General features: G+C 59.5%; 21 protein-coding genes. 14 read left to right on the forward strand and 7 right to left on the reverse strand.

Annotation, left to right across the window (positions count from 1 at the left end; all coding sequences use genetic code 11):
• Positions 1-234: 234 nt before the first annotated feature.
• The 3 genes from msrA to msrB are packed head-to-tail and all read right to left on the reverse strand — an operon-like array spanning position 235 to position 3473.
• Entirely contained in the window at positions 235-978 is a 744-nt protein-coding gene (msrA, locus tag BDO18943_RS31825) for a peptide-methionine (S)-S-oxide reductase MsrA (protein ID WP_175025409.1), read from the reverse strand.
• Positions 979-1035: 57 nt separating this feature from the next.
• The gene (locus tag BDO18943_RS31830) at positions 1036-2907 is read right to left on the reverse strand and encodes a cytochrome c biogenesis protein DipZ (protein ID WP_175025410.1); all 1872 of its coding nucleotides are present in this window, start codon (positions 2905-2907) and stop codon (positions 1036-1038) included.
• A gap of 35 nt (positions 2908-2942) precedes the next feature.
• Positions 2943-3473 (reverse strand): peptide-methionine (R)-S-oxide reductase MsrB, encoded by a 531-nt coding sequence (gene msrB / locus BDO18943_RS31835; protein WP_122950303.1) that lies wholly within the window; start codon positions 3471-3473, stop codon positions 2943-2945.
• A gap of 302 nt (positions 3474-3775) precedes the next feature.
• Between msrB and BDO18943_RS31840 the strand changes: the two genes are divergently transcribed.
• Positions 3776-5143 carry a tyrosine-type recombinase/integrase gene (locus BDO18943_RS31840; RefSeq protein WP_175025411.1) on the forward strand — a complete coding sequence of 456 codons (1368 nt, stop codon included), beginning with the start codon at positions 3776-3778 and terminating at the stop codon, positions 5141-5143.
• 229 nt (positions 5144-5372) lie between these two features.
• On the opposite strand, the gene BDO18943_RS31845 is transcribed toward BDO18943_RS31840, so the two are convergent.
• Complete coding sequence (locus BDO18943_RS31845; RefSeq protein WP_175025412.1) at positions 5373-6122, reverse strand: SDR family oxidoreductase; 750 nt, start codon at positions 6120-6122, stop codon at positions 5373-5375.
• A gap of 220 nt (positions 6123-6342) precedes the next feature.
• Here BDO18943_RS31845 and BDO18943_RS31850 point away from each other — a divergent pair, with 220 nt between their 5' ends.
• Positions 6343-6930, forward strand: coding sequence for a TetR/AcrR family transcriptional regulator (locus BDO18943_RS31850; protein WP_235996244.1), 588 nt, complete (start codon positions 6343-6345; stop codon positions 6928-6930).
• A gap of 423 nt (positions 6931-7353) precedes the next feature.
• On the opposite strand, the gene BDO18943_RS31855 is transcribed toward BDO18943_RS31850, so the two are convergent.
• Together BDO18943_RS31855 and BDO18943_RS31860 are read right to left on the reverse strand one after the other, a co-directional pair.
• Positions 7354-7950 (reverse strand): cysteine dioxygenase family protein, encoded by a 597-nt coding sequence (locus tag BDO18943_RS31855; RefSeq protein ID WP_175025414.1) that lies wholly within the window; start codon positions 7948-7950, stop codon positions 7354-7356.
• A 183-nt stretch (positions 7951-8133) separates the two neighbouring features.
• Entirely contained in the window at positions 8134-9063 is a 930-nt protein-coding gene (locus BDO18943_RS31860; protein WP_321533712.1) for a LysR family transcriptional regulator, read from the reverse strand.
• A 381-nt stretch (positions 9064-9444) separates the two neighbouring features.
• On the opposite strand from BDO18943_RS31860, the gene BDO18943_RS31865 reads away from it, so the two are divergent.
• From BDO18943_RS31865 to BDO18943_RS31900, 8 genes are all read left to right on the forward strand, one after another.
• Entirely contained in the window at positions 9445-9894 is a 450-nt protein-coding gene (locus BDO18943_RS31865; protein WP_321533714.1) for a PaaI family thioesterase, read from the forward strand.
• Positions 9895-10015: 121 nt separating this feature from the next.
• Complete coding sequence (locus BDO18943_RS31870) at positions 10016-11305, forward strand: amino acid permease (protein WP_175025416.1); 1290 nt, start codon at positions 10016-10018, stop codon at positions 11303-11305.
• Positions 11306-11339: 34 nt separating this feature from the next.
• Positions 11340-12581 (forward strand): MalY/PatB family protein, encoded by a 1242-nt coding sequence (locus tag BDO18943_RS31875; protein WP_235996242.1) that lies wholly within the window; start codon positions 11340-11342, stop codon positions 12579-12581.
• A 258-nt stretch (positions 12582-12839) separates the two neighbouring features.
• Positions 12840-14021: a CaiB/BaiF CoA transferase family protein gene (locus tag BDO18943_RS31880; RefSeq protein WP_235996243.1), complete on the forward strand. Its 1182-nt coding sequence runs from the start codon at positions 12840-12842 to the stop codon at positions 14019-14021.
• Positions 14022-14029: 8 nt separating this feature from the next.
• Positions 14030-15235: a 3-sulfinopropanoyl-CoA desulfinase gene (acdA, locus tag BDO18943_RS31885; RefSeq protein WP_175025418.1), complete on the forward strand. Its 1206-nt coding sequence runs from the start codon at positions 14030-14032 to the stop codon at positions 15233-15235.
• A 367-nt stretch (positions 15236-15602) separates the two neighbouring features.
• Positions 15603-16871 carry an MFS transporter gene (locus tag BDO18943_RS31890; protein ID WP_265328610.1) on the forward strand — a complete coding sequence of 423 codons (1269 nt, stop codon included), beginning with the start codon at positions 15603-15605 and terminating at the stop codon, positions 16869-16871.
• 93 nt (positions 16872-16964) lie between these two features.
• Positions 16965-18632, forward strand: coding sequence for a tannase/feruloyl esterase family alpha/beta hydrolase (locus BDO18943_RS31895; protein ID WP_175025420.1), 1668 nt, complete (start codon positions 16965-16967; stop codon positions 18630-18632).
• A 349-nt stretch (positions 18633-18981) separates the two neighbouring features.
• Complete coding sequence (locus tag BDO18943_RS31900) at positions 18982-19284, forward strand: H-NS histone family protein (RefSeq protein WP_175025432.1); 303 nt, start codon at positions 18982-18984, stop codon at positions 19282-19284.
• 76 nt (positions 19285-19360) lie between these two features.
• Here the strand turns inward: BDO18943_RS31900 and BDO18943_RS31905 are convergent, their stop codons facing one another.
• Positions 19361-20341 carry a LysR family transcriptional regulator gene (locus BDO18943_RS31905; protein WP_175025421.1) on the reverse strand — a complete coding sequence of 327 codons (981 nt, stop codon included), beginning with the start codon at positions 20339-20341 and terminating at the stop codon, positions 19361-19363.
• 524 nt (positions 20342-20865) lie between these two features.
• Here BDO18943_RS31905 and fadB point away from each other — a divergent pair.
• The 4 genes from fadB to BDO18943_RS31925 all read left to right on the forward strand — a co-directional run bounded on the left by fadB (position 20866) and on the right by BDO18943_RS31925 (position 26487).
• Entirely contained in the window at positions 20866-23028 is a 2163-nt protein-coding gene (gene fadB, locus BDO18943_RS31910) for a fatty acid oxidation complex subunit alpha FadB (protein WP_175025422.1), read from the forward strand.
• A 9-nt stretch (positions 23029-23037) separates the two neighbouring features.
• The gene (locus tag BDO18943_RS31915; RefSeq protein WP_265328611.1) at positions 23038-24285 is read left to right on the forward strand and encodes an acyl-CoA dehydrogenase family protein; all 1248 of its coding nucleotides are present in this window, start codon (positions 23038-23040) and stop codon (positions 24283-24285) included.
• A gap of 220 nt (positions 24286-24505) precedes the next feature.
• Positions 24506-25492: an NAD(P)H-dependent flavin oxidoreductase gene (locus BDO18943_RS31920; RefSeq protein WP_175025423.1), complete on the forward strand. Its 987-nt coding sequence runs from the start codon at positions 24506-24508 to the stop codon at positions 25490-25492.
• Positions 25486-26487 (forward strand): NADPH:quinone oxidoreductase family protein, encoded by a 1002-nt coding sequence (locus BDO18943_RS31925; RefSeq protein ID WP_175025424.1) that lies wholly within the window; start codon positions 25486-25488, stop codon positions 26485-26487. Before BDO18943_RS31920 ends, BDO18943_RS31925 begins: the two co-directional genes overlap by 7 nt.
• Positions 26488-26516: the final 29 nt, after the last annotated feature.

Raw genomic sequence — 26516 nt, forward strand, 5'->3', positions numbered from 1 at the left:
ACGTCTCCAGGCTGGACTGGGATTCCGGGCGCCGCATGACGCGGCGGGGATCTGGAGAAGTCTACGCGAAGTTGCCTGTCGCGGCGGACGCGATGCGGGTTTGCCCCGGCACGGCAGCCGCGGGTTCGTTGATGCAGCGCAACCCGGGCCGAAGGCGGCGCTGGGTGGCCGTGCGTGGCCGTACGGGCCTCGGCCGCGCGGCGGGCGTCCCCCCGTCACGCGGCCGCGTGACGGTCACGAGCGCGCATCGCGCCACAGTACCGCGTCGGTGCGGTACAGCGCCGGGAAGAACTGCTTCAGCCCGGCGATCTTCGGCATGTCGTTGTACGCGATGTACGGCGCGTCGGGATGCAGTTCGAGGTAGTTCTGGTGATAGGCCTCGGCCGGGTAGAACCCTTTGTAGTCCTCGACGCGCGTGACGACGGGCGCCGGAAACACGTGCGCGGTGCCGAGCTGCGCGATGTAGGCGGTCGCGACCGCGCGCTGCTGCGCGGTGGTCGGGAAGATCGCCGACCGGTATTGCGACCCTTCGTCGGGGCCCTGCCGGTTGAGCTCGGTCGGATCGTGCGCGACCGAGAAGAACACCTGCAGCAGACGGCCGTACGTGATCCGGGTCGGGTCGTAGACGATGCGAACCGATTCCGCGTGCCCGGTCAGCCCCGAGCCGACGAGCGCGTAGTGCGCGGTTTCGGACGCGCCGCCCGCATAGCCGGCCGTGACCTGCTTCACACCCTTCACGTGCTCGAACACGCCTTGCACGCCCCAGAAGCAGCCGCCGGCGAGCACGGCCGTCTCGTCGTGCGATGCGCCGGGCGTTTCGTCGAGCGTCGGCGCGGGCACGGTGCGCATCGGCTCGGCTGAATTGACGATGCGCTGGTAGCCGAACACGGCGGCGGCCGCGACGGCGATGGCGCCGATGCGGCGCAGCATCGCCGTGCGCCGTTGCGGCGCGGAACCGCGTGGGGAGATCGGGATCATCTTTTGCTCCTGTTGAATGGGGCGGGGAACACGGCGGCCGGGTGGCGGCGCACGCGATCAACCGAAAGTGAATGCATATGCATCGACACCGGGATCGAGAAACTCGATCGCGAACGTGCGATCGGCGATCGCGCCGGGTTGCCGGACCAACTGGTACAGGCGCTGCCCGGTGACGGTGCCGTAGCCCTGCGCGTCGACGTCGGCGCCGTGCGCGGCACCGGGCGCCGCGCCGTCGAGCGTCACGCGAAACCGCACGGGCTGGCCGTTCGCGCCCGGGCCGAGCACGAGGTGCAGGTCGCGGGCGTGGAAGCGGTAGACGATCCGTCCGGACGGCGCGGCGAGCGACGCGCGTTCGGCGCCGACCTGCCACGTGCCGACGAGGCCCCAGTCGTTGAGGTCGGGGTGCGCCGGCGCGTCGTAGCGGTGCGCCGCATCGCGCACGACGCCGCCCGGCGACGTGAAATCCTCAGCGCGTGCGTAGCCGACGTAGGTCTCGGGCGAGCGCACGTCCGCGCTGTCGGCTGCCGCGAGCGCGCCCTTCGCGGGCGCCCCGGCCAGCCCGAGCGGCACGTTCAGCGCTTCCGGATGACCGGCTTCCGCGAGCAGCGACTGGATCGCGCGTTCCGACTGCGCGTATTCGCCTTCGCCGAAGTGGTGATGGCGAACCCGCCCTTGCGCGTCGATGAAGTAGTGCGCCGGCCAGTATTCGTTGTTGAAGGCGCGCCAGATCGAGTAACCGTTGTCGATCGCGACCGGGTAGTCGATGCCGAGGTCGTGCACGGCCTTCTTCACGTTGCCGATGTCGCGCTCGAACGCGAACTCCGGTGCGTGCACGCCGATCACGACGAGCCCGTACGGCGCGTACTTGCGTGCCCACGCGTTCGTGTATGGCAGCGTGCGCAGGCAGTTGATGCACGAGTAGGTCCAGAAATCGACCAGCACGACCTTGCCACGCAGGCCGGCCGCCGTCAGCGGCGGCGAGTTCAGCCACTGCACCGCACCGTCGAGCGACGGCAGCTTGCCTTCGACGGGCAGCGCGGCCGGCGCATGCGTCGCGTCCGCCGCGCGCATCATCGCGCCGCCGGCCTGCGCGGCATCGGCTGTCGCGGCCATCATCGCGCCACCTGAACCGTTCGCGGCGCCATTCGCCGAGTTGTTCGCCGGGTTGCCCGTCGCGGCCATCGCCGCCGGTGCGCCGTTCGACCGCCCGCCGAGCCGGTCGACGAGTTTCGTCTCGAGCCCGCCCGTCGTGACGGTGGACAGTTGGGCGAGCGCGCCCGTATCGAGGCCGAGCGCGATCGCGCCGACGCCGGCCAGCAGCGCTACGCCGATCCCGCGCTTGATCCATTCGCCGGCGCCGAGCGAGCGCTTCATCGCGGCGAACACCTTGCCGCCGATCACGAGCGCGACGCCGAGCGACGTCGCCGCGCCGGCCGCATACGCGACCAGCAGCAGCGTCGTGCCGACGCTGGCACCGCGCAATGCGGCGCCGGTCAGCACGAGCCCGAGAATCGGGCCCGCGCACGGTGCCCACAGCAGGCCGGTCGCCACGCCGAGCAGCAGCGACGACGCGGGGCCGGCGGGGCGGCCGTCGCGTTGCGCGAAGCCGGTGAGCCGGTTGCCGGCGGCGACGAGCGGGCGCGTCAGGTGTTCGGCGAGGCGCGGCATCAGCAGAGTCAGGCCGAATACCGCGAGCAGCACGATGGCGACCCAGCGGCCGGCCTGGTTGGCCTGCGCGACCCAACCGCCACCGACGGCGGCGAGCGTCGCGACGACGGCGAACGTGAGCGCCATGCCGGCGAGCAGCGGCAGGCCGGTGCGTACGAATGGCTGGTCGGCGCGCGCGAACACGAACGGCAGCACCGGCAGGATGCACGGGCTCAGGATCGTGAGCACGCCGCCAAGGTAGGCAAGGACGATGAGCAGCATGGTGCGGTCTCCAGTCGGTCGGGAGTGGGGCCGGATCAGGCGGCCGCCGGGTGGAAGGCGAGTGCGAGGCCGTTCATGCAGTAGCGCAGGCCGGTCGGCTGCGGGCCGTCGTCGAACACGTGGCCGAGATGGCCGCCGCAGCGGCGGCAGTGCACTTCGGTGCGGATCATCCCGAACGACGCATCGGTGGTGGTGGCGACCGCGTGGTCGAGCGGCTTCCAGAAGCTCGGCCAGCCCGTATGGCTGTCGAACTTGGTGGCCGACGAGAACAGCGCGAGGTTGCAGCCGGCGCACGCGAACGTGCCTTGCCGGTGCTCGTCGTTCAGCGGGCTGGTGTAGGGCCGCTCGGTGCCGGCTTCGCGCAGGATCGTGTACTGGGCGGGCGTGAGCCGACGATGCCATTCGGCGTCGCTGAGGGTGACCTCAAACGGGGCGGCCGTCTGCGGGGTGGCCGGCGGCGCGGCGAACGCGCGGCCGACCAGCGCGCGGCGGCCGACGGACGACAGAGTCGCGAGCACGGCGAGGCCGGTGGCGCCGGCGAACAGCAGATGTCTGCGGGTGGGCATGATGGGCTCCTGGCGGCAGGTACCGAAAACATGCGCCCATCGTAGTCAGCGGCCGGTGTCGAAGTCCTCACGGAAAGTTAAATGAATTGTGATTTGTTTTTTGGGGAATCCGGCCAGGTCCGTCGAAATCCGTCAAAGCCCCGTCTGACAAGGGTTTGCGGGGAGGTTTTGGTCCGCCAAGTTCTGCGGAAATCCTCCACGAGCCGCAACTTTTTAGTGTTTTTTTAGTGTTCGCGATGTGGGGTAGGCTCTGCTTAGAGATGCACGGGCCGACCTGGTTGCGATATCAAAGGAGGGCGATCATGGGTGCTCTGACGGTTAAGCAAATCGAGGCCGCAAAGGCGATCGGGAAGCTGTATTTCCTCTCTGATGGGCGCGGGCTGTTCCTGCGCATCGGCCCGGATGGCTCGAAAACCTGGCTTGTTCGCGTCAGCATCAATGGCAAGCAACGGGACAAGCCGCTCGGCAAGGCGTGGGGGCGCACCATGACTGAAGGGCAGTTGTCGCTGGAGGATGCACGCGCAGCCGCGGCGACGATTCGTTCACAAGCGCGCGACGGTGTGGACTATCTCGATGCGAAGAAGCGTGAACGCCAGGCGAAGGTTGAAAAGGCGGCGACAGCGGAACTCACGTTCGGCGATTTGTTCGATACGTGGTTCGCGACCGTCAACAAGAAGCGCGGCAAGAAAGGACGCAAGGATGGCGGTAGGATGCTTCGAGGTGCGATGGAAAAACATGTGCTGCCGGCCCTCCGTACACACAGGATTACAGGCGTGTTTGCCTCGAACGTTCTGCCGCTGCTTACCACGATTTCCGACGCGGGATACAACCGGCGCGCAGTCGAGGTGTTGGGGGCCGTCCAGCAAATGATTCGATGGGGCGAGCGCAATCAGCCGTGGAAACGCTTGCTGATCGATTGTGATGTGCTCGCGCTCGCAAAAGAGGATGTCGTTGCAGGTGATTACGACCCGGTACGTGACAACGAACGCCATCGCACGCTGTCGGACGACGAAATTCGCGCGCTGGGTGAACTTATGCCGGCTGCACGGCTTCCGCGTTCCATTGAGTCAGCGGTATGGGTGATGCTTGCTTGCGGAACGCGTGTCGGTGAAACCCTTGTGACTCGATGGGCTGATCTTGATTTCAAGGCGCGGACGTGGACGATTCCAAAGGAACGCACGAAGTCAAGCACGGCGATTACGATTCATCTCTCCGATTTCGTCCTTGCGCAGTTTGCCGCACAGCAGATTGTGCGCGCTGTATTGTCTGAGGGCGATGTGCGTCGCGAATACGTATTTCCGTCGCAACAGGGCAAGATTCCGCACGTCACTATCCATACAACGTGCAAGGCAATCCGTGACCGGCAACGCGGGAAGGGTGCATCGACCGAAGGTCGCACGACAGCAACGGATACGCTTATTGTCTCGGATGGTCAATGGAAATGCCATGACCTGCGTCGTACCTGCGGAACGATGATGCAGTCGCTTGGTATTGCTGAGAGCATCGTGCATCGATGTCTGAACCACGCGCGTAACGATCCGCTTGATCGCATCTATCTGAGATTCGATTACGACGCCCAGATGCGAGACGCGTGGCTGAGGTGGGGCGACCGACTTTCGGTATTGCTTGGCATGGGTACGGGAAACGTACGTCTTCTGTTCGCGCCGTAAACGGTGGGGGCTTCTCCTCAGTTTAAGTAATTAATTTGTAAGAATGATAATAAGAATCATCAGGGTTACATTGCACGCGTTCTTCATTCCGATTTCCGCAGGTTGCTGGGGGTGATGACCCACCCCAACTCGTCGGCGCCCATCGGAATGGGCGCCGCCAACTCGTTGATGCGGGAACCGTCAAGAGTGCATGCAATCCGGCAGTCTTAAGAGGTTCCGGGAAGCCAAGTCAGACCTGATTCCAGCCGCCATCGACGCAAAGCTCACTACCTGTTATGTAGGACGAATCATCCGAGGCGAGAAACAGGACAGCCTTTGCAATTTCATCAACGGTGCCGCTACGATGCATCGGAATTTGGGCGTGCGCCTGAATCTTCGTTTGCTCGATCATCTCTTCGCTTACTCCCGATTTGCGAGCTTGATCCGTATCGATGTAGCCAGGTGCCATGGCGTTGACTCGTATGCCTTTATGGGTGAGTTCCGCAGCAAGTGATCGCGCTAGGGAGCGAATGGCAGCTTTCCCCGCCGAATAGACGCTGACATATGGCATGCCCTTTGTCGTCAGGGTCGTGGTGTTGAGAACAATCGAGCCGCCGGAGGTCATGAGCGGCAGGAGCTTTTGCACCGTAAAGTACGTCCCTTTAAACGTGTTCAAGATGGTGAAATCGAATTCTTCTTCCGACATGTATTCAAACATGTTGGGGCGCGCTGCGCCGGCATTCGCGAAGATGACATCGACGCGACCATGTTGTTCTGCGACGTGGGCGCGAAGCGCCTCGATGTCCGACATCTTGGAAATATCGCTGCGTACCGCGGTAGTGCCATTTCCGATGCTTTGTACTGCAGCATCGAGTGTCGCTTGGTCGCGACCGGTAATAACAACCTTTGCGCCTTCGCGAGCAAACAACTTAGCCGTCGCAAGTCCCATCCCTGAGTTGCCACCAGTGATCACAGCGACCTTACCGTCCAATTTGCCCATAATCCTTCTCCGATTCTATGAGTAGCGCCCGAGGTGGGGCGATGAGTTGTGGCCGATGGTCCGCTCGGACAATCGGCAGGAATGGATCCAAGTCAGCTAGAATGTAACCGGAACGACGATCCGGTTACCGACTATACGGAACATTGTTCCGTTTATCAAGGGGAAGGTTGAATTGAATCTCAGGACGAGCAAATCCGCTACCGAGCATCCGCCGCGCGCAGTGCGGGCCGATGCTCAACGAAACATAGAGGCGCTTCTCCGGGCGGCGCTAGAGGTTTTCGACTCGTCCGGAGTTGATGCCCCGGTACGCGAAATCGCGCAAAAGGCCGGCGTGGGAATTGGCACTATTTATCGCCACTTTCCAAAACGTTCGGACCTTGTAGTGGCTGCGTTGTGCAGCGAAGTGGATGCCTGTGCGGACGCGGGAAGCGATTTGGCCGCTACGTACCGAGCGGGCGAGGCGTTAGTGGGATGGATCGAGCGCTATGTCGAATTCGTAACGAAGAGGCGCGGGCTTGCTGCCGCCCTTAATTCTGGGGACCCGGCCTTTAAGGCTTTGCCGCTGTATTTCCTGGAACGACTCCGTCCAGTCGTCCAGAGGCTTCTTGATGCAGCGACAAGCGCGGGCGAGATTCGCGAGGGAATTCAACCAGACGAGCTCCTATGCGCCGTGGGTGCGCTCTGCGCCCCACTTGAATGCCCAGAGCCACCCGATGCACGCAGGTTGGTCTCTCTGTTTGTCGATGGATTGCGATATGGTGCGAATCTACCCGCTTTCGAGTCTGTGTCGAAAGAGGCGTCAAGTTAGGAGGCGCGGTAACTTCGGGTCAAAATCCAGTGACCTCATTGCGGCGACGGCCATGGCGAGACGGGGGCCAGCATCAACTCCGCGGTCAAGCGTGTTCCACGACTCCGCATTCTTGAGGTGATGAGCGTGCGCCGCGTCCATGCACGGCATGCTTCGGTAATCTATGAAGGTGATGGCGCCAGTCAAACCGTGTCATGTCCATTCCGCGTTGTGCGGATGGAGGTCGGCTTCTGTCTGATCTTGTAGAAAAGACGGGCTAGTGACGAGGCCGCATGTGCGGCGGTGGAGGGCCTAGCCCGCATCTGACGAGTCCGCGTAGTGTCGACCGCGACACGAAGGTTTGGGCGATGCGGGGTGAAGGGGCCATTCGTGGCAGATCTCATCTCGCAGCCTAACGTGCAGACTATGATGACCCCCAGACACTCACGAATTGCTGACCGCTTGCGGTGAAAGCTCACTTTCGTTGGAGTACCCGGAAACGAAGGGTTTGAGCACACTCGTGTCAGGATCGAAGACGTAACGCGAAATCCGTCCGATGTTACCTCCGTAGATGTGGACGCTGATCGAGACGCGGTCCTCATACATGTTAGAGACTCGGTGAATATCGCCCGTGAGCGGTGAAATGCTTTCGACGACGCCTGGCTCGAGATAGTCGACCCCGAGTGATCGCATGGGCTGGTTCGGCAGACCCAGTTCGAATGACTCGGCTCGCTCTCCGCCTCGCAGCATGCCGATCAGTGCCCAGACCGTATGATTGTGGATCGGGGTTTTCTGACCGGGTCCCCAAACGAAACTGACCACCGAGAAGCGGTTGGCTGGGTCCGCATGGAGCAGGTACTGCTGATAGTACTGAGGATGCGGCTGCGCGTATTCGTCAGGAAGCCAGTCATCGTGGCGGACGATGTCAGCAAGGAGCGCTCGCCCCGCGCCCAAGATTTGATGCTCGTTGCCCGAAAAGTTGTCAACGAGCTGCGTGAAGTCGCGGACGAATCGATTGAAACGGGGAGATGAAACTTGCATCGGGTGTCTCCGGCTGTTGGACGTTGTCGCGGCGCCCACCGAGCTCTTTGGTACGCATTGTATTGGCATCATGACAGGCATTCCGCGTTGAGAGATTCTTCTCTAATCAATCGTCATGAGCAATTGAATCTAATTTCAAGCATCAGGTGACCGGTGTGCCAATCTTGTCATCTTGTCACGTGATCAGCGAGTCGTTGGCTTGAGGCTCGCTTGATGTCGACGAGTCTCTTGCCAAAACGCACGGGCGACCGGTGAAAGGCGGTTCTCGTTCAGGCATACCAAACCGATACGTCGCGAAGTACTTGGCGAAATAGGGCGGAAGACCGTGCCGTTGTACTGGTCTGGAAGGGCGAGCTTCGCGAGAACAGAAACGCCTTTTCCGCTCGCGACCAGTTCGAGTATCGACATCAACTGAAGAAGTTCATAGGCCACCCGAGGATGTAGGTTGTTCCTGGCGAACAGCTTCGTGACCAGCGCTTGTGAACCGGCGCGAGTCAGGATGAAAGGATCCACTGTCAGTTCCTTGAGTGGTACGACCTCCAGCTTTGCCAGCCGGTGGTCGGAAGGCAAGACTGCTACGAGTTCATCAACGGCGAGCGTTTGCGAATCGAAGTCGGACTTCGGAAGCGTGACTGCCGCGAGTTCGAGCCGCCTCTCGATCAAATCTCGTGACGTTTGTTCATCTGGCTTCTCAGTAACCATGACGTCGACGCCGGGATATCGGGCCTTGAAGCGTTCTATCAGCGCGGGAAGAACCCTGATCGTGGAACTCGCACCAAACGAGCCCAAGCGAAGCAAGCCGGTCTTCAGTTCTGCACCGGCCAGCGCTGTCGCCTGAACCAACTGCAGGGACGCAAAGACATCTCGCACGTGAGGGAGAACGTGTTCTCCGGTATAGGTCAACGCGACGCCAGAGGCATTCCGGTCGATCAATTCCGTGCCAAGTGCCGTCTCCAGCGCGCGCAATGCGTGACTGGTAGCTGACGGCGACATGCCGAGCTTCGCTCCGGCGCCGGCGATTCCGTCAGAGGAAGTCAGGGCCAGCAGAAGCTCGAGTTGCCTGAGGGTGGGGGCGGTTATGCCAGATCGACGAACCATTGAATCTGCCTTCAAGTCATTTTCGAATACATGAATCCTATTTGTGTATCCGCGTGCTTGCAAGTTGGACCGCGATGCTTGCATTTGCCAGCGCGAATGACAAGCCTATGTTCTGGGGCCAAATGAGATGAGCCGTCGCGCGGCAGCTCGGTTGGCGTGGACAAAACAGCGACCAGCGGAGCTGAGGTGCAGCAGCGACGCACAATCTCTGAGTTTATGTTCTATTGTCTGACTTGATCTAAATTTCAATTGTTAATGAACTTGATGAAATATACGATAACTGCAGGATCCGGAAACAGCCAATCGCAGCCGCGTCGTCAATGGCCGTTGGGTTGCTGCCGGAGTCTCAATTCAAAAAATGGAGGCAGACAGATGTCTACATGCGCAATACAGGACTTGTACTCCCCGGAATTTGCTCACTGCTACGGTTGTGGACCTCAAAACCAGCACGGTCATCACCTGAAGAGTCACCTCGTTGGCGACGAGACGGTCGCCAGGTTCACTCCCGAATCCCAATACAGCGGGGGCGTACCGGATCACGTTTACGGCGGGATGATTGCGTCGCTACTCGATTGTCATGGCGCTGCGTCGGCCGCAGCTTTCGCATATCGAAGTGAGGGACGTGAGATTGGCGAGGGGCAGCAGCCAATTCGCTTCGTGACGGCATCGCTGAAGGTCGACTTCAAGCAGCCCACTCCTCTCGGAGTCGAACTCGTCGTGACCGGCAGGCTTCGTTCGCTGGAAGGGCGCAAGGCATGGATCGACATGGCATTGACGGCGAATGGCGTCACATGCGCCGTCGGCGAAATGCTGGCAATTCGGCTGTCGGAACGAAGCGGTGCTTGACCAAATTTGATCGCGGGCGTCTAAAGCCTGCTTCATAAAAATAATAAGAAATACTGAGAGTGTCGGTGCTAAACATTGGTTTATAAATGCATTGTCACGCTCATAAATAAAGGAGACAACATTGAGCGATTTGGCTGATTTTGGATTGTCCGTTGAATCCGCTGGAAAGATTCCGTTTACCCGATATGACATGGGGTGGGTCATCCTGTGCATCGGCATGGCGATCGGAGCAGGCATAGTATTTTTGCCGGTTCAAGTCGGAATCACCGGCGTGTGGGTGTTTGCTGCATCGGTGGCGATCGCATACCCGGCGTTGTACATGATGCAGAAGCTCTACTTGCAGACCCTGTCTGAGAGTGCAGAATGCGAGAACTATGCAGGAATCATCTCGCAGTACTTCGGAAAAAATTGGGGCATCGTTCTCGCAATCGTGTATTTCCTCATGCTTGTCAAAGGCATGCTCACGTACTCGCTGGCAGTCACCTTTGACACGGCCAAGTACCTGCAAAGCTTTGGCATAACGAAGGGATTACTTTCCGACAGACCGCTGTTCTCGCTGGCGATTCTGTGCGGTTTGGTGCTAATAGCGGCACAGGGCGAGAAACTGATCTTCAAGGTGTCTGGGCCGCTGGTGATCTTCAAGCTGGGTGTGATTGTCCTTCTTGGCGTGGTGATGATTCCGCATTGGGATATCCGTGCGAATTTGCCGCCACTGCCCGAGCTCAAGCGCTTCGTTGTGGACACCATATTGACTGTCCCGTTCACGTTGTTTTCTATTCTGTTCGTGCAGATCCTCAGTCCGATGAACGTTGCGTTTCGAAGGGTAGAGAAAGATCCACGGGTTGCAACGTACCGTGCAATTCGAGCTAGCCGCATCGCCTACGCGGTACTCGTTGTCGCGGTTCTCTTCTTTGCTACGTCGTTTTCACTCTCCATTTCACACGAACAGGCTCTCTCGGCCAAGGCGCAGAACATTTCGGCCCTGGCGTTGGCAGGTAGCGTAATGCCAGGGAACGGTGTGCTGTACATGACGACGGCGCTCAACGTGTTCGCGATTCTCACCGCTTTTCTCGGGATCTACCTGGGGTTCGAGGAATCGATCAAAGGCGTGGTGATGAACATCATCACGCGCTTCGTTCCGCAAGAGCGTATCGATTCCCGCGTGGTATCCGTTTGCGTGTGTGTGTTCATCGTTCTCGGCTTGTGGATTTGGGTACAAACGCGTTTCTCGATTTTGCTGTTGCAACAGCTTGCATCTCCTATCTACGGCATCGCGTCATTCATCATTCCCTGCGTGCTTGTGTGCAAGGTGCCCGTGCTTAGAAAGTACCGCTCTTACCGCGTGGTTTTCGTGTTTTTGTTTGGTGTTGTTGTGAGCCTGTCACCCGTACTCAAGGCGATGGGCTACTGACTCCGTCGCGGGTTTCCAGGTTAGGAAAGACCGAATGAGGTTGAAAGTTATGACTCAAGTTACGAATATTTCCCCTTCCGACACGACTCGATTTGACTTCGACATCGTTGTGGACCGCAGTCGAAGCAATTCTATGAAGTGGGGCGACCCGGCCGGTTTCATGAGCGCTGAGCAGGCACGAGTTAAGCCGTTGCCGATGTGGGTTGCCGACATGGATTTCAAGTCGCCACCTGCAGTGAACGAGGCACTGTACGAAGCGGTGTCGCACGGTGTCTATGGCTATGCTGCCGGGCCGACGAAGGGTTACCTCGATGCCGTGACCGGATGGCAGCAAAAGCGCTTCCGGTGGGACGTCCGTCCGGAGTGGGTGGTGCCTGTCGTCAGCGTCGTTGCCGCGATCAAGATCGTCGTACAGGCGTTCTCGCAGCCCGGCGACTCAGTGTTGATTCAGCCGCCTGTATACGTCCACTTTCACAATGACGTCGCGATCAATGGTCGCCACGTCGCCGCAGCGCCGCTGCAGTTCGATGGGATCCGATACCGTTTTGACGCAAAGGTGTTCGAGGACGCGATTCGCGAGAACACCAAGATTTTCATCCTCTCGAATCCGCACAACCCCACGGGCAATGTGTGGACGGAGGATGAACTGCGCACCATGGGCGAAATTTGTTTAAAGCATGGCGTGCTTGTGCTGGCCGATGAGATTCATTGCGATTTTGTGCTTGCGGCAGGCAGGAAGCATACGCCGTTTGCGTCGCTCGACGCTCGGTTCGCTCATAACACCATCACATGCACGTCCGCGAGCAAGACTTTCAATCTGGCGGGACTGCAATGCGGAAATATGTTCATTGCCGACAAGGCCAAGCGTGATGAAGTTGTGCGAACAATCGACAGGAACCACAACACGCGCATCAATCTGCTGGGAATGGTCGCGACGGAAGCCGCTTTCGCGCACGGAGCGGAGTGGGTGGACGCACTCGTCCCCTACGTTTCTCAGAACCAGAAGCACTTTGCCCATCGGATCAATGCACTTGATGCGGGCGTGCGAGTGATTGAAATGGAGTCGCTATACCTCGCGTGGATGGACTGCCGTGGTTTGGGGATGACGCCCGAAGAGCTGGAGAACTTCATGCTCGTCAAGGCGCAAGTGTGGCTCGACAAGGGGCCCAAGTTTGGTGTGGAGGGGCGCGGCTTCATGCGGGCAAATCTCGGCTGTTCGCGGCAAACGGTGGACTTGGCGATCGACCGCATCGCGAGAGCACTTGCAGAACGCTAAATTGCATCAGCTTGTGGGCGGCGTGGCCAGTTTCCTCAACTACGTTGCTCGAGGGCCAGCTTGCGAAGTGAAGTTGAAATTGGATTCAATTGTTTGTGAGAAACGTGAGTTATACGATATCAACTAAGTCACTGGAGTGAGGAGGAAGACGATGGATCGGGTTGTCTTTTCACGTGGTTCCAAGTGGTCAGCTGGCTGTACTGTTCCGCTTGCCGAGCAACGCTCAATTGGTGGTGCTGCATGACGGCGGATCGGAATATGGCGTTGGCAGGAATCAAGGTCCTGGATCTGTCCCGGATCCTGGCAGGGCCGAGCGCGGCTCAACTTCTCGGAGATCTGGGCGCAGATGTCGTCAAGGTCGAAAAGCCCAATGAGGGGGACGACACGCGCAAATGGGGGCCGCCGTATGTTCGGGGGACGTCTGGTGAGGAAACCGATGAAAGTGCTTATTACCTCTCGGCCAATCGCAACAAGCGGTCGATCGCAATCGACATCGGGTCCGATTCGGGTCGGGAACTTGTGCATCGGCTGATTGCACAGGCAGATGTGCTGGTGGAGAACTACAAGGTCGGTGGACTTGCCAAGTACGGCTTGGCATACGAGCAAATCAAGGATCGCTATCCTCGCTTGATCTATTGCTCTGTGACCGGCTTCGGGCAAACGGGCCCGTACGCCCCCCGACCCGGATACGACTTTCTGATCCAGGGGATGGGCGGGATCATGAGTCTTACCGGCGTACCGGATGGGGAGCCGATGAAGGTGGGCGTGGGGATTGCCGATGTCATGACCGGTATGTATGCGACTGTCGGAATCCTCGCTGCCTTGCACCATCGTCAGCAAACCGGACAAGGTCAACATATCGACATTGCGCTTCTCGATACGCAGATCTCGTGGCTCGTCAATGCCGGAACAAATTATTTGACTGACAGGCAGGTACCGCAGCGTCTGGGGAACGGTCATCCGAACATCGTCCCGTACCAGGTTTTCTCGACAGCAGATGCGCCGATGATCCTCGCTGTTGGAAACGACGCTCAGTTCCGCCGGTTTTGCGAGGTCGCCGGAATTGACGCGCTCGCGTCCGATGAACGCTTTGCGACAAACCCGATGCGGATCCGACATCGAGTTGAATTGTGTGAGCTCGTGGACAACGCGCTGCGAAGTAAGCATCGCGCGACGTGGCTGCAAGAGCTCGAGGCTGTCGGGGTGCCGTGCGGGCCGGTGAACAATCTGGAAGATGTGTTCGCCGACCCCCATGTCAAAGCCCGAGGCGCTGAGGTGCACATGCCGTGCGAATGGGCAATGGACGGGGAGATTCACCTCTTGGCAAACCCGTTGAAGATGTCTGCAACACCGCCGAGCTATAGGCGTCCACCGCCGCGGCTCGACGAGCATGCCGAAGAAGTACTGATGGATTGGCTTGAAAACAATCAAACGTTTTAGGAGACACCATGTACGACCTCACTCCCGAACAACTGAATCTCCAGGCGCAAGCACGCGAGCTGGCGCAATCCGTATTCGCTCCGACTGCCGCGAATACTGACCTCACCGAACAGTATCCGTGGGACAACGTCGCAGCACTGCGTGATGCCGGATTCATGGGTATGACGCTGCCCAAGAGTCTGGGCGGACGCGGTCTTTCGTACCTGGATACCGTGGTCGTCATTGAAGAGATGGCCAAGGCGTGCGCGACCATGGGCCGAATCACCGTCGAGGCAAACATGGGCGCGATCGGTGCCATTGCCAAGTACGGTACCGAAGCCCAACTGAAGGTTGCGGCCGATCTCGTCCTGGCGGGGGACAAGCCGGCGATCTGCATCTCGGAGCCTAATGCCGGCAGCGCCGCCAGCGAGATGACGACGCGTGCCGACAAGAAAGGGGATGACTACATCCTGAATGGGGAGAAGTACTGGATTACCGGGGGCGGAGTTTCGAAGCTGCACCTCATCTTCGCGCGGGTATTCGATGACGGTGTCGAACAGGGGATCGGTGCATTCATCTGCGTGCGAGACGGCAACTCACCCGCCGAACTCGTCGTTGGCCGCAGGCTTTACGCCATGGGCGTGCGTGGCATTCCGGAAACTCATCTCGAGTTCCGTGACCTCAAGGTACACAAGTCGATGCTTGTGATGCCTCCCGGTGGTCTCAAGCGTGGTTTCGCGTCATTGATGACAGCCTACAACGCCCAGCGTGTCGGCGCGGGAACGGTTGCCCTGGGTATCGCTCAAGGCGCCTTCGAGGAAGGCATGACTTACCTCAAATCCAGGCATCAGTTTGGCCGACCGATCGCCGAATTCCAGGGGTTGCAGTGGATGCTTGCCGATATGTCGACTCAGCTGGAGGCGGCACGGCTGCTGTTGCGTTCTGCCGCCGCCAGTGGTGTGGACTTTCCGGATATCGACAAGGCAGCGCGGGCGAAGATCTTTGCGGCAGAAACGGCCAACAAGGTCACCAATGACTCGCTGCAGTTCTACGGGTCGTCCGGGTATGGTCGTCACAATCCGATGGAGCGGCACGTACGGGATGCGCGCATGTTTACCATCGCAGGTGGCACCGCGCAGATTCTGCGCACGCAGGTCGCTGCCACGTTGCTGGGCATGAAGCTGCCGCAGACGCGTGAAGGTTTTCTGAAAGCGGCTCAAAGCAGTAACGCTTAAACCGACACACGTTACGTTATCAACGACGCGAACCGAAGCCTGGTGTGCTCAAGATCTTGCCTCCGAGCTTCGGCGTTCGTGAATGTGCGGGCGGACTATCGACCTCGGTGTCGAGTCCGCCCGGGACGCAAACTGAATGTGCATCACAAGTTGTCGAAATTCGAGGAGGTAACCTCACTGAAGTGACGGTGGAGAGCCGGCGAACGGCTTGCAATGCAAAGCAGTATTCCGATGGCATATGTCATCACCCACGACCGTTAACGCGCGGGCTTGTCCATGCGCAATGGGTCATGCAATTCAAAATTTTTACGATTATCGTGTCTCGTTTTCAGTTTAGCCATCGTGCATATCGCTCTGTACAACCAGGATGTACCGCTACAGGGAGGTGGGCGTGAATCGTCAGTTCCTTCTGTGCCTCAGTCGTGTCGGCACGTGCATGGGTACGATGGCATTTGCCGGAGCATTGCCAATACTTCGCTCGGCGTGGCACATGGACGCAGCAACTGCAGGGTCGATCCAGACCGCGTTCAATCTCTCCAACGCACTTGCACTCCTCGTTACCGCGTGGCTTTCGGATAGTCTGGGCGCTAAACGTGTGTACTTGGCCAGTACGTGGGCGGGCGCTGCTGCGTTGATTATCTTTGCGATTTTCGCCCGTTCACCTCATACCGCGTTGCCCCTGATCGTGCTTGTTGGTCTGACACAAGGGGGGGCTTACGCCCCGGTGCTGCTCCTGGTTGCGGAACTGAGTCCGGCGGCGGAGCGCGGTCGCGGGATGGGACAGATTCTGGCTGCAGCATCGATGGGTTATCTGCTTTCGGTGTTTCTTTCGATGTGGGCCGCGACTACTTACGGTGCGGCGGCAGGGTTCACCATTTGCGCGATAGGTGCATTGGCTGGTGCCGTATTTGGCCAGATCGCTCTCAAAGGCGTGGAGAATCGACGACACAGTATCGAGGTGTCGGCATCTTCGGAGCCCATCAAGTGGCGGAGCGTGTTTGGCACGACCTCCTTGTGCCTTCTGGTCGGTTATGTCGCCCACTGCTGGGAACTGCTGGGAAGTTGGGCCTGGACCCCAACCCTGCTGGCGACCGCACTTCGTGCGTGCAACTTGGGAGCGATGACGACGAGCCTGATTGTAGCCGGCACAATACACCTGTCTGGCATGGTCGCCACGGGAGTAGTCGGTACGCTGTCCGATCGATGGGGGCGAGCACGCGTACTCATTTGCGTTGGCGCAATGGGGGCGTTGTGTTCCATGCTTATGGGTTGGTCAGAACAATGGGGACCTGGCTGGGTGATCGCTTTGGTCGCAACCGGCAGTTTCTTCATTCTTGCCGACTCGGGCGTACTTTCGGCCGCCATGACTGACGAGGTGCCCGCTGCGTATCTGGGACGGGTGATGGGCGTCAGATCGATTCTCGGGTTTGGCGTTGGGGCGTTCGCGCCCATGACATTCGGGGCAACACTCGATTGGACCCATCATTGGGGATGGGCGTATATGCCGCTCGCTGCGGGCGGGATCATTGCATCTCTTGCTGCCTTAGCATTACGAAATAGTAGCCAGTCAAGCGAGGCCGAGTCGCATCAATCGCAATCGTCCATCGTTCACAAGCGCGACTTCGAACGTACGTAGGATTCGAGCTTGAACAAGCGCAGGCCCTCTGTGCGTCGTAGCAACATGTCTGCTGCGGCTCGTAATGCCTGCCGGCATACTTCAGCACAGCAGATGAAAATGAACGAGGAATACACGGTGACACGCCGTTTCCATAGAGCAGGGGCCGCAATCAGCATTTTTGCCGCCATAACGCTTTTAGCCCTTGCGGCTTGTGGAAGTCCGGCCAGCAACATCACAACGCCGACGACAATGCAGGTACGGAGTGTTGCTGACGCATGCTCGTCAATGGCCAGTAGCGACGTCCCTGCTAGCGCTATCGCATTGCCTACGCAGGGCGCCATAGTCACGTCGGCGTCGTTGATTGCAGCCGACAGAGCCACTGGATTGCCGAGCTTTTGCAAGGTTCTTGGGAAAGTGCTTGCCCCCAATCGGGCTGATCCTGCGATTACTTTCGAAGTCAATCTTCCCACTACCTGGAACTTCAAGGCGTTGCAGTTGGGCGGATCCGGGTTTGACGGCCTCTTGGTATCTGGCCTGGGCGGACTAATCGGCGGTGTGCCGAATTGGCCATCGGACGAACAGCAGCCGATATCCATGAACTACGTCACATTCGGCAGTGACGCCGGTACAACCGTCGATGGCGCGTTTGGCCTGAATGCGCAGGCTCTGGCGAATTACGGTGGGGAGAGCGTTAAGCGCACTCACGATGCGGCGCTTTACCTCATCAAAACCTTCTACAACACCGCACCACATCGGATGTACCACATCGGCGGGTCAAAGGGCGGCCACGAGAGCTTGGTGGCCGCTCAGCGCTATGGCAACGATTACGACGGAATTGTCGCCTACTATCCCGCGAACCAGAATCAGGCGATGGTGCTGTCATGGCTCCGCATGTGGAATGCCGCGTACTCGAGCAGGGAAGGCGCTCTTAATCCCGCAAAACAGGCTTTGGTCAAAACCAGGGTTCTCGAGGCATGCGATGGGTTGGACGGTGTGAAGGACGGAATCGTGAGCAACAACGCAGCATGCGAGGCGAAATTCTCGATCGCCAATCTGCGCTGCTCAGGCGGAGGGGACACCGGAGATACGTGCCTTTCCGACGCCCAGATCAAGACGTTGATGACGGCCGCAACACCCATGAAGTTTGCGTTACCGTTGACCAACGGAGTCACGAGCATTGGTCCATACCCGGTCTTTCAAGGAGCTGATGTCGCTGGAACCCTTTTCGATCCAGTTGGAACTGAAGGTGCCCGCACCGCCTATTTCAATTCGTTCAATCCAGTCGTCAAGTACTTCATCGAGCAAAACCCGAACGGCACGAGCGTCGGCTTCGACTACCGAACGTGGCAGCCGCGGGTGATGCAACTATCCAGACTCCTGGACGCGACCGACCCGAACCTTGATACGTTCCAAAAGAGAGGCGGGAAGCTGCTTCTGGTGCAGGGAACAACCGATATGCTGGTGCCGCCCGCCCAGACCACGATGTACTACAAGCAGGTTGCTGCGCGTTATGGCGAATCGGTCAAAAGTTTTGTCCGTTACTACGTTCAACCGGGTTTTGGTCATGCGAACGGTACCTTTGCGTTGCAATGGGACTCCTTGACGGCACTGGACGTCTGGGTCGAATCGGGACAGGCGCCGATCAATCCGGTTGTGAAGGATGGCAATGCTGCCACGAAAGGACGTACCCGGCCGTTGTGCGAGTACCCACAATTTCCGAAGTACACGGGAATCGACGATGCAGATAGTGCATCGAGTTTCGTCTGCGTCGATGACTGAGAGAATCAACGTCGCCCGATATCCGATGAAATCAACTACCAATCCTCGTCCGTCGCGGCAGCATACCAACCATGACCTGCCGGCCGGGGAGCGCTTCGGGCGTGTCGCCATTCTCCTTCATTGAACTGTGGCCGCGGCCATGCTCTGCAACGTTGCTTTGGCATTAAGCGTCGATGTGTTGCCAGATGGAGCATTCTGGAAAGGACCAGACTGACCAAGTGACATCACGCGCAACACGTGCATTCCGTGACAGCGATCCCCAGTCCATATGAATCACGGAATCGAGACTACGTTAGTTCAATCCGCCAAAGGAGTTATGATGTCCTCGACACAACAAGTGGAGGACTACATGGCGACTTACAAAGAGCTGAAAGCTCAAGTGGAAGCTTTGGCCGAGAAGGCCGAAGCAGCGCGTGCTGCCGAATTTCAAGCCGTCGTTGAGGATATCCGTGCAAAGGTTGCGGAATATGGCATTACCGAAAAGGACATCTTCGGAGGGCGGCGAGGCAGAGTGGCGGCGAAGAAGGTAGCGGCGCCAGTGGAAGCCAAGTACCGGGACCCCAAGACGGGCGCGACGTGGTCCGGCCGTGGCCGCGCACCGGCATGGATCAAGGATGCCAAGAATCGCAATCGATTCCTGATTCAGGAGTAAGACTCGGTGCCAACGAGTGCCCGGCTGCGTAGCGACATCGCTCAGCAGACGGCCAATTTCTCGCGGCCTCCACGGCTTAACGCATTTCGAATGCTGACGACCGGCTAGCAAGCCCCTGACGACCGATGCCCGTTAGAGTCTGCAGGCGAGCATGATCTGCTGTTAGAGCGTCCTGGAAGCGAACTTTGAGAAAATCCAGCCACTTGCGAGTTCGCTTGTCCATGTATCGGTGCGACGGAAAGACCGCGAATATCTCTTTGCTCTGAAGTACGTGGTCCGGCAAGATACGAACGAGCGAGCCATCCTGTAGGCCGTCGAGAACGGAATGTGCCGGAAGCATGCCAATTCCCAGCCCCTCACGGACCGCGACGGTCATCGATTCCGCGATGTTCACTTTCACTGCACCACGAACTTCTTTCGTGACTCTGCCAGCCGGACCCTCGAGCAGCCACTGGTTTTCCGCGAAAGTCGGAATGCTGAGCAGAAGGCAATCGTAGTTCGTCAGCTCATCCGGGGTTTTCGGCTCACCGTGGCGCTCCACATAGGATCGCGATGCACAGAGGACGCTGAATGTCGTGCCTAGCTTCGTCGCGAAGTTCTCTGAATCGGGCAGCGCGTGTACAGCCACCACTGCCATATCCGTCTTACCGTCGTAAAAGTCCGGCATCGACTGGGCCAGGCTCAGTTCGAAATTGACCTTCGGATGAGATTCTCTGTAGCTTGCGATCGCCGGAAGAATATAGTGCTGCGCGATGCTCGCAAAGCTCTGAATGTGCAGTGTGCCATTGATGTCGACGTGATCCGTTATCAAGTCTTGCTTTGCCGAATAAATTTCGGCGAGGATCTTCTGCGCACGGGGGAGAAACCGCTCGCCGGCCTCAGTCAACGAGAGTTTGCGGGTGCTCCGGATCATCAGTTGCACACCAAGATGAGCCTCCAATTCAGTGACCGAACGGGAAACGGCCCCAGTAGCCAGCTCCAGCGTCTGCGCAGCCCTCGTAAACGTGCCGGTTTCAATTACCCGCACGAAGGCGCGCATGCTATGTATGAGGTCCATTGGGGCATTTCCTTGGCTAGACGAGTTCTCTACGGCTCGTCGCTATCTGCGAACTCGCTGACCCGCAACGAATGCATTGGAATTTAACGCGTGTAACCGAGATGCAGGAACGAAGCGGTGAAGCGGCGGCTTGCAGATGTAGAACACGATGGCCAAGAATTATAGTGGCGAGATTCGCTTGCCAACGAATACCCATGACACCTGCGTCCTCATTCGCTCTCATCGGATGTAAAGCGCTGGTCGCGACCTCGAGGCTCAGGTCGGTCGTGTTCGGGAGCCACGTCGCCCTCCCTCTCGGGCAAAACATGCTTTGTACGCCAGCGGAGGGCGGATGCGTCGCCCAGGTATTGCTTTCGGCCAGCGTACGGATGCCGGGCGGCCTCAACTCCTTGACGCTCCTGCGTTGCCACTACTGCACGTTCGTCGATTCCGGCGCTCATTGATTCGTCGCTTCCGACGATGGGCGCCCCGCGCATGGCCTTCTAGACTTCACTGCATTCTGGTCGGTGCCAGTAGGAGTCATCGTGTTTCAAGGGCAAAGCTTGCGTGTTTCGCCGCTGGGCGATAACGGCATTTTCGAGTTGTGCTTCGATCGTCAGGGCGAATCCATCAACAAGTTCGACCGCCGGACCATCGATGAATTGCGGCAGGCCAACCAGTACCTGCTGAATCAGGCGAGCCTGCGCGGGGTCCTGGTAACCAGTGCGAAGGACGTTTTCATCGTAGGTGCGGATATCACCGAATTCGGGGCCAAGTTCGCTCAGCCTGCGGCGGCTATTGCCGCCGATGTGGCGGGAAGCAACGAAGCATTCGTCCAGTTCGAAGACCTGCCGGTGCCTTCCGTGGTGGCAATTAATGGCTTCGCATTGGGCGGTGGCCTCGAGTTTGCGCTGACCGGCGCAATGCGAGTCATGTCGAGTGAGGCTCAGATCGGTGTGCCGGAGGTGAATTTAGGCCTGTTCCCCGGATTCGGAGGCACGGTCCGGTTGGTGCGCATTGCAGGGGCTGCGGTGGCATGCGACTGGGTTGCCAGCGGCAAACCTGCCAAGCCGGCTGCGGCCTTTGCCGCCGGCGTTGTGGACGAGATTGCAGCGCCGGATGAACTGCGGTCTCGCGCGATCTATTTGCTTGAGCGGGCGATCGCCAACGAAGTCGACTGGCAGGCGCTACAGGATCGCAAGCGCAAGCCGTTGTCGATGGAGGCAGGACAGGCCGCGGCTGCCTTTGAGCAAGCTCGCGCGATTGCAGGCGAACGTGGCGCGCCACACCAACCCGCTGCACTGGCTGCAATCGACATGATGGCTGGGGGGGCAGCCCTTGACCGTGCCGGCGCCCTGGCTTTGGAAGCGCAGGTGTTCGGTGAAATCGCTCGTACTCAAGCTGCGTCGTCAATGGTTCAGACGTTTCTGAGCGAACAGGCTGTCAAGAAGATCGCGCGAAACTACGCCAAAGGGGCGGAAAAAGTGTCTCGTGCGCTGGTGCTGGGCGCGGGGATCATGGGCGGTGGAATAGCGATTACCAATGCCCTGCGGAAGATCCCGGTCCGTATGTACGATCTGCAACAGCGAGCACTCGATCAAGGCATGGCCGAGGCGCAAAAGCAAGTCGGTCGTCAGGTCAAGACCGGGCGCCTGAGCGAGTCCGCAAGCCTCGAGATTCTGTCGGCTGTCCAGCCTCAGCTGGATCTTGCCGGAATCGGCGAGGCGGATGCCGTGGTCGAGGCGATTGTCGAGAATCTGGACATCAAGCGCAAGGTTCTGGCGGATCTGGAGCCGGCGCTCAAAGAAGGGGCGATCCTGGCGTCCAACACGTCAAGTCTCCGCATCGACGAGATTGCGGCTCCGCTCAAGCGTCCTGACCGGTTTGTCGGCATGCATTTCTTCAATCCAGTGCCGATGATGTCGCTCGTGGAAATCGTGCGCGGCACGCGTACCTCCGATCAGGCCGTGGCGACCGCAGTGGCCTACGCAACTGCCCTGGGCAAAACTGCCATTGTCGTACGCGATTGCCCCGGGTTTCTCGTCAATCGGGTGCTGACCGCATACATGCGGGGCTTCCTGAAGCTGGTTGCGGACGGCGCGGACTTCGAGCAGGTCGACACGGTTATGGAGTCCTTCGGCTGGCCGATGGGGCCGGCCTATCTGGAAGATGTGGTTGGTATGGACACGGGTAGCCATGTCAACAATCTCATTTCAGCCGGCTATGCGGACCGCATGCCCGAGTTCGCTGACGACGCGCTGCGAGTGATGGTGCGTAATGGTCGGTTTGGTCAAAAGAACGGGCTGGGTTTTTACCACTACGAGGCGAGTGCGGCCGGCGGCAAGCCGCGACGTACATCTTCAACGGACGCACACGCGTTGCTTGCGCAGCTGCAATCCGAGGGGCGCCGGGAATTTACTCGCGAACAGATCGTCGACCGCATGATGCTCCCGATGGTGCTCGAGGCAGCGCGAACGTTGCACGAAGGTGTGGTCGGAACCGCGGCGGAAGTAGACCTGGCGATGCGGCTTGGTCTCGGTTTCCCTGCCTATGCCGGTGGCCCGCTCAAGTATGCCGACTGGCTGGGCCTTGCCGAAGTGGTGCGCCGTTGTGACGAGCTGAGCGCACTGGGGCCGGCCTACGAGCCCAGCCAGCAACTCCGCGCGATGGCGTCGGCAAACGAGCGCTTCTATTCGATTACTCAATGAGGGCTTGACGTGCACTTCCAGCTTCCCGAAGACGTTCAGCAAATGCAGCAAACGCTGCGCCGGTTCATGGATGAGCGGATACTCCCTCTCGACAACGAGTATCAGCGCATTGCGGACTCCGGCTGTTTTCCGACGGAGATCGTCGAACCGCTCAAGCAGCAGGCGCGCGACGCAGGTCTCTGGAATTTGTTTCTTCCGGGTCTGCTCGACAACGAGCCAGGTACTCGCTTGACCAACATGCAATACGCGCCGCTTGCCGAGATCATGGGTCGTGTTCCGTGGGCATCCGAGGTGTTCAACTGTAACGCCCCGGACACCGGCAACATGGAGCTGCTGCACCTCTTCGCGAATCCAACGCAGCGGGATCGATGGCTGGTTCCGCTTCTCGAGGGGACCATCCGCTCCTGCTTCGCCATGACTGAACCGGATGTAGCTTCGTCAGATGCGACGAACATCCAGACCTCGATCAGGCGAGAGGGCGACGAGTACGTCATCAACGGACGGAAATGGTTCACCACGGGCGCGATGCACCCCAATTGCAAGTTGGCTATCGTGATGGGGGTGACCGACTTCGATCCGGACGCGGCCAAGCATCGCCGACATTCGATGGTGCTTGTTCCGATGGACACCCCGGGTTTGCGCATCGTCCGCAACGTGCCGATCATGAGCCACCATCTGCCAGAGGGGCACTGCGAAATCGCGTTCGAGAACGTGCGCGTGCCGGTGTCCAACTTGCTTGGCGAAGAGCATAGCGGGTTCGCATTGGCGCAAGCCCGCTTGGGACCGGGGCGAGTCCACCATTGCATGCGAACGATTGGTCAGTGTGAAGTCGCGCTGGACTTGATGTGCGAGCGAGCGCTCTCTCGTCGCGCGTTTGGCAAGACCTTGTCGGACTTCGCCAACATTCAGGACTGGATTGCATATTCGCGCGTCGAAATCGATCAAGCCCGCCTGTTCGTTCTGCAGGCGGCCTGGAAGATGGATACCTACGGCAACAAGTCCGCACACCTGGATGTTTCGGCCATCAAGCTCGTGGCGGCACAGCTTCAGACACGCGTCGTTGATCGAGCGATTCAGGTATTTGGTGCGATGGGTATCACACCCGATACGCCGCTGGCTTACCTCTGGTCCTGGGGGCGGGCAATGCGCTTCTTTGATGGCCCCGACGAAGTTCACCTTCGCGCCATCGCTCGCGCCGAGTTGGCGAAGGCCAAGGAACAGCTCGGGTCAACGGCGCCGTACTACCGCCACCATTGAAGGCTCGCCGTGTGTCGCGTCCATGCCATCCCGGGCAACGGTCTGGCTGTGATGGAGCGAGAAAACATCATTCCTCGGGACTAGCCCGGGCCGGCTGTACCGATGTGTTCGTCGGTACGGCCAACACTGTCGCTTAGGTACGCGGCATTGCCGCTGATTTTGAGGGGGTTCGAATGCCTTCCTCATCAAACGTAACACCAGCTTTCAAGGAAGTTGAACGATGAAGACTCGTATCACTGAGATGTTCGACATCCGCTACCCGATCATTCAGGGCGGAATGCAATGGGTTGGCACCGCCGAAATGGCTTCCGCGGTGTCAAATGCAGGCGGGTTGGGCATTCTCACGGCACTCACTCAGCCGACACCGGACGCATTGGGCGCCGAGATTGACCGCTGCAGGACGATGACCGCCCGCCCGTTCGGCGTTAACCTGACCATTCTGCCCACGGTCAAGCCGCCTCCGTATGACGAGTACCTCGACGTGGTGATCGCGAAGGGCATTCCGGTGGTCGAGACAGCTGGCAGCAGCCCTAAGGAGTTCACCGCGCGCTTGAAGGCCGCGGGCGTTCGGGTGATCCACAAGTGCACGAGTATTCGCCACGCACTCTCGGCTGAACGCAATGGTGTCGACGTTGTCAGCATCGACGGCTTCGAATGTGCTGGTCACCCGGGAGAAGATGATGTCGGTGGATTGGTGCTCATTCCGCTTGCGGCACAGGCGCTGAGTATCCCGGTGATTGCCTCCGGTGGCATCGCTGATGGCCGTGGGCTAGCTGCAGCATTGGCCTTGGGGGCGGAGGGTGTAAACATGGGAACGCGCTTCTGCGCGACCGTCGAAGCACCGATCCACGAAGACATCAAATGTGCACTGGTGTGCGCGAATGAGCGAGAGACTAACTTGATCTTCCGTACCCTGCACAATACCGGTCGGGTTCTGCGCAACCAGGTGTCCGACGAGGTGGTCTCGATCGAACGCCGTCCGGGCGGATGCGAGTTCAAGGACATCCAGCCTCTGGTCTCTGGTCAGCGGGGGCGCGCCGCGTTGCAAAGTGGCCAGGTCGACGCCGGCCTCGTATGGGCAGGACAGACTGTCGGGTTGGTCAAGGATATTCCGACCTGTGGTGAATTACTGGAGCGGATGGTGGCCGATTGCCGGGCCGCACTCGCGAGCGCATCCGGCCGGGCAAGTGGAGCTGCATCATGCTAGCGCTGCGCGTACACGGATTTGACGGTCTTCATCAGTGGGTGCTCGAGCAGGCACCGGAAGTTTCGCCCGGTGTCGGTGAAGTCCAGGTCAGCGTTCTGGCAAACGCGATTTCGTATGTGGATTTGCTCTTTGCGCGAGGAGGCTACCAGGTAAAGCCGCCGCTGCCGCTGGTGCCCGGCACCGAGTTCACCGGTGTCGTTGCGGCCCTTGGTCCCGGCGTCGAGGGCGGGTTGCAAGTCGGGCAGCACGTCGTGGGAATGACTGTTGGCGGAGCGTGGGCTGAGCGCACCAATGTCCCTGCGAGTGCCCTGGAGGTCTTGCCCCCACATGTGGACATGCACGCGGCATCGGCATTGCCCGTTACGTATGCGACGGCACTGTATGCGTTGAAGCACCGCGGAGCCCTTCAAGTCGGGGAGACCGTTTTCGTATTGGGTGCGGCAGGAGGTGTCGGCCTGGCTTGCGTGCAAGTCGCGAAGGCGCTTGGTGCGACTGTCGTCGCCGGTGTGACCGGCGACGAAAAAATGAACATTGCCCGGCAAGAAGGGGCGGATCACGTCGTCGACGTTGGCCAGGCCGAATGGCGCACTGCAGTGCAGGCAGCCGTGCCCGAAGGGGTCGACGTCGTGGTCGACACGATTGGCGATTCGTACACGGAGACGGCATTTCGCACCCTTCGATGGGGTGGCCGTCATCTGGTCATTGGTTTTGCCGGTGGCAATATTCCCGCAATCCGCTCCAACTTGCCGCTGCTCAAGGGGGCCTCGCTTGTCGGGGTGGACATTCGCCAGTTCCGGGAGCGCGAGCCTGAGCGTGCGCGAGCCAATCTGGCCGAAGCGGTTGCGATGCTGGCGGCCGGTCAGCTTCGACCGCGCGTGGCGCAGGTTTATCCCGCTCTCGATTGGGCAAAAGCGATCAGGCAAGCACAGGATGTTTCGACAGTGGGCCGAGTCGTTCTGGATTGGGGCGCGAATCTGCAGAAGGCTCAAGACTGACCGCAGCGAGGACCGCGGCGAATTGGCTG

Source organism: Burkholderia aenigmatica, assembly GCF_902499175.1.
In the GTDB taxonomy this organism is placed as follows: Bacteria; Pseudomonadota; Gammaproteobacteria; order Burkholderiales; family Burkholderiaceae; genus Burkholderia; species Burkholderia aenigmatica.

Coding starts and splice junctions, on each gene's coding strand:
- msrA (WP_175025409.1), bottom strand. CDS start 978: ATGATCCCGATCTCCCCACGCGGTTCCGCGCCGCAACGGCGCACGGCG.
- BDO18943_RS31830 (WP_175025410.1), bottom strand. CDS start 2,907: ATGCTGCTCATCGTCCTTGCCTACCTTGGCGGCGTGCTCACGATCCTG.
- msrB (WP_122950303.1), bottom strand. CDS start 3,473: ATGCCCACCCGCAGACATCTGCTGTTCGCCGGCGCCACCGGCCTCGCC.
- BDO18943_RS31840 (WP_175025411.1), top strand. CDS start 3,776: ATGGGTGCTCTGACGGTTAAGCAAATCGAGGCCGCAAAGGCGATCGGG.
- BDO18943_RS31845 (WP_175025412.1), bottom strand. CDS start 6,122: ATGGGCAAATTGGACGGTAAGGTCGCTGTGATCACTGGTGGCAACTCA.
- BDO18943_RS31855 (WP_175025414.1), bottom strand. CDS start 7,950: ATGCAAGTTTCATCTCCCCGTTTCAATCGATTCGTCCGCGACTTCACG.
- BDO18943_RS31875 (WP_235996242.1), top strand. CDS start 11,340: ATGAGGTTGAAAGTTATGACTCAAGTTACGAATATTTCCCCTTCCGAC.
- BDO18943_RS31880 (WP_235996243.1), top strand. CDS start 12,840: ATGGCGTTGGCAGGAATCAAGGTCCTGGATCTGTCCCGGATCCTGGCA.
- acdA (WP_175025418.1), top strand. CDS start 14,030: ATGTACGACCTCACTCCCGAACAACTGAATCTCCAGGCGCAAGCACGC.
- BDO18943_RS31890 (WP_265328610.1), top strand. CDS start 15,603: ATGTACCGCTACAGGGAGGTGGGCGTGAATCGTCAGTTCCTTCTGTGC.
- BDO18943_RS31895 (WP_175025420.1), top strand. CDS start 16,965: ATGAAAATGAACGAGGAATACACGGTGACACGCCGTTTCCATAGAGCA.
- BDO18943_RS31900 (WP_175025432.1), top strand. CDS start 18,982: ATGGCGACTTACAAAGAGCTGAAAGCTCAAGTGGAAGCTTTGGCCGAG.
- BDO18943_RS31905 (WP_175025421.1), bottom strand. CDS start 20,341: ATGGACCTCATACATAGCATGCGCGCCTTCGTGCGGGTAATTGAAACC.
- BDO18943_RS31920 (WP_175025423.1), top strand. CDS start 24,506: ATGAAGACTCGTATCACTGAGATGTTCGACATCCGCTACCCGATCATT.
- BDO18943_RS31925 (WP_175025424.1), top strand. CDS start 25,486: ATGCTAGCGCTGCGCGTACACGGATTTGACGGTCTTCATCAGTGGGTG.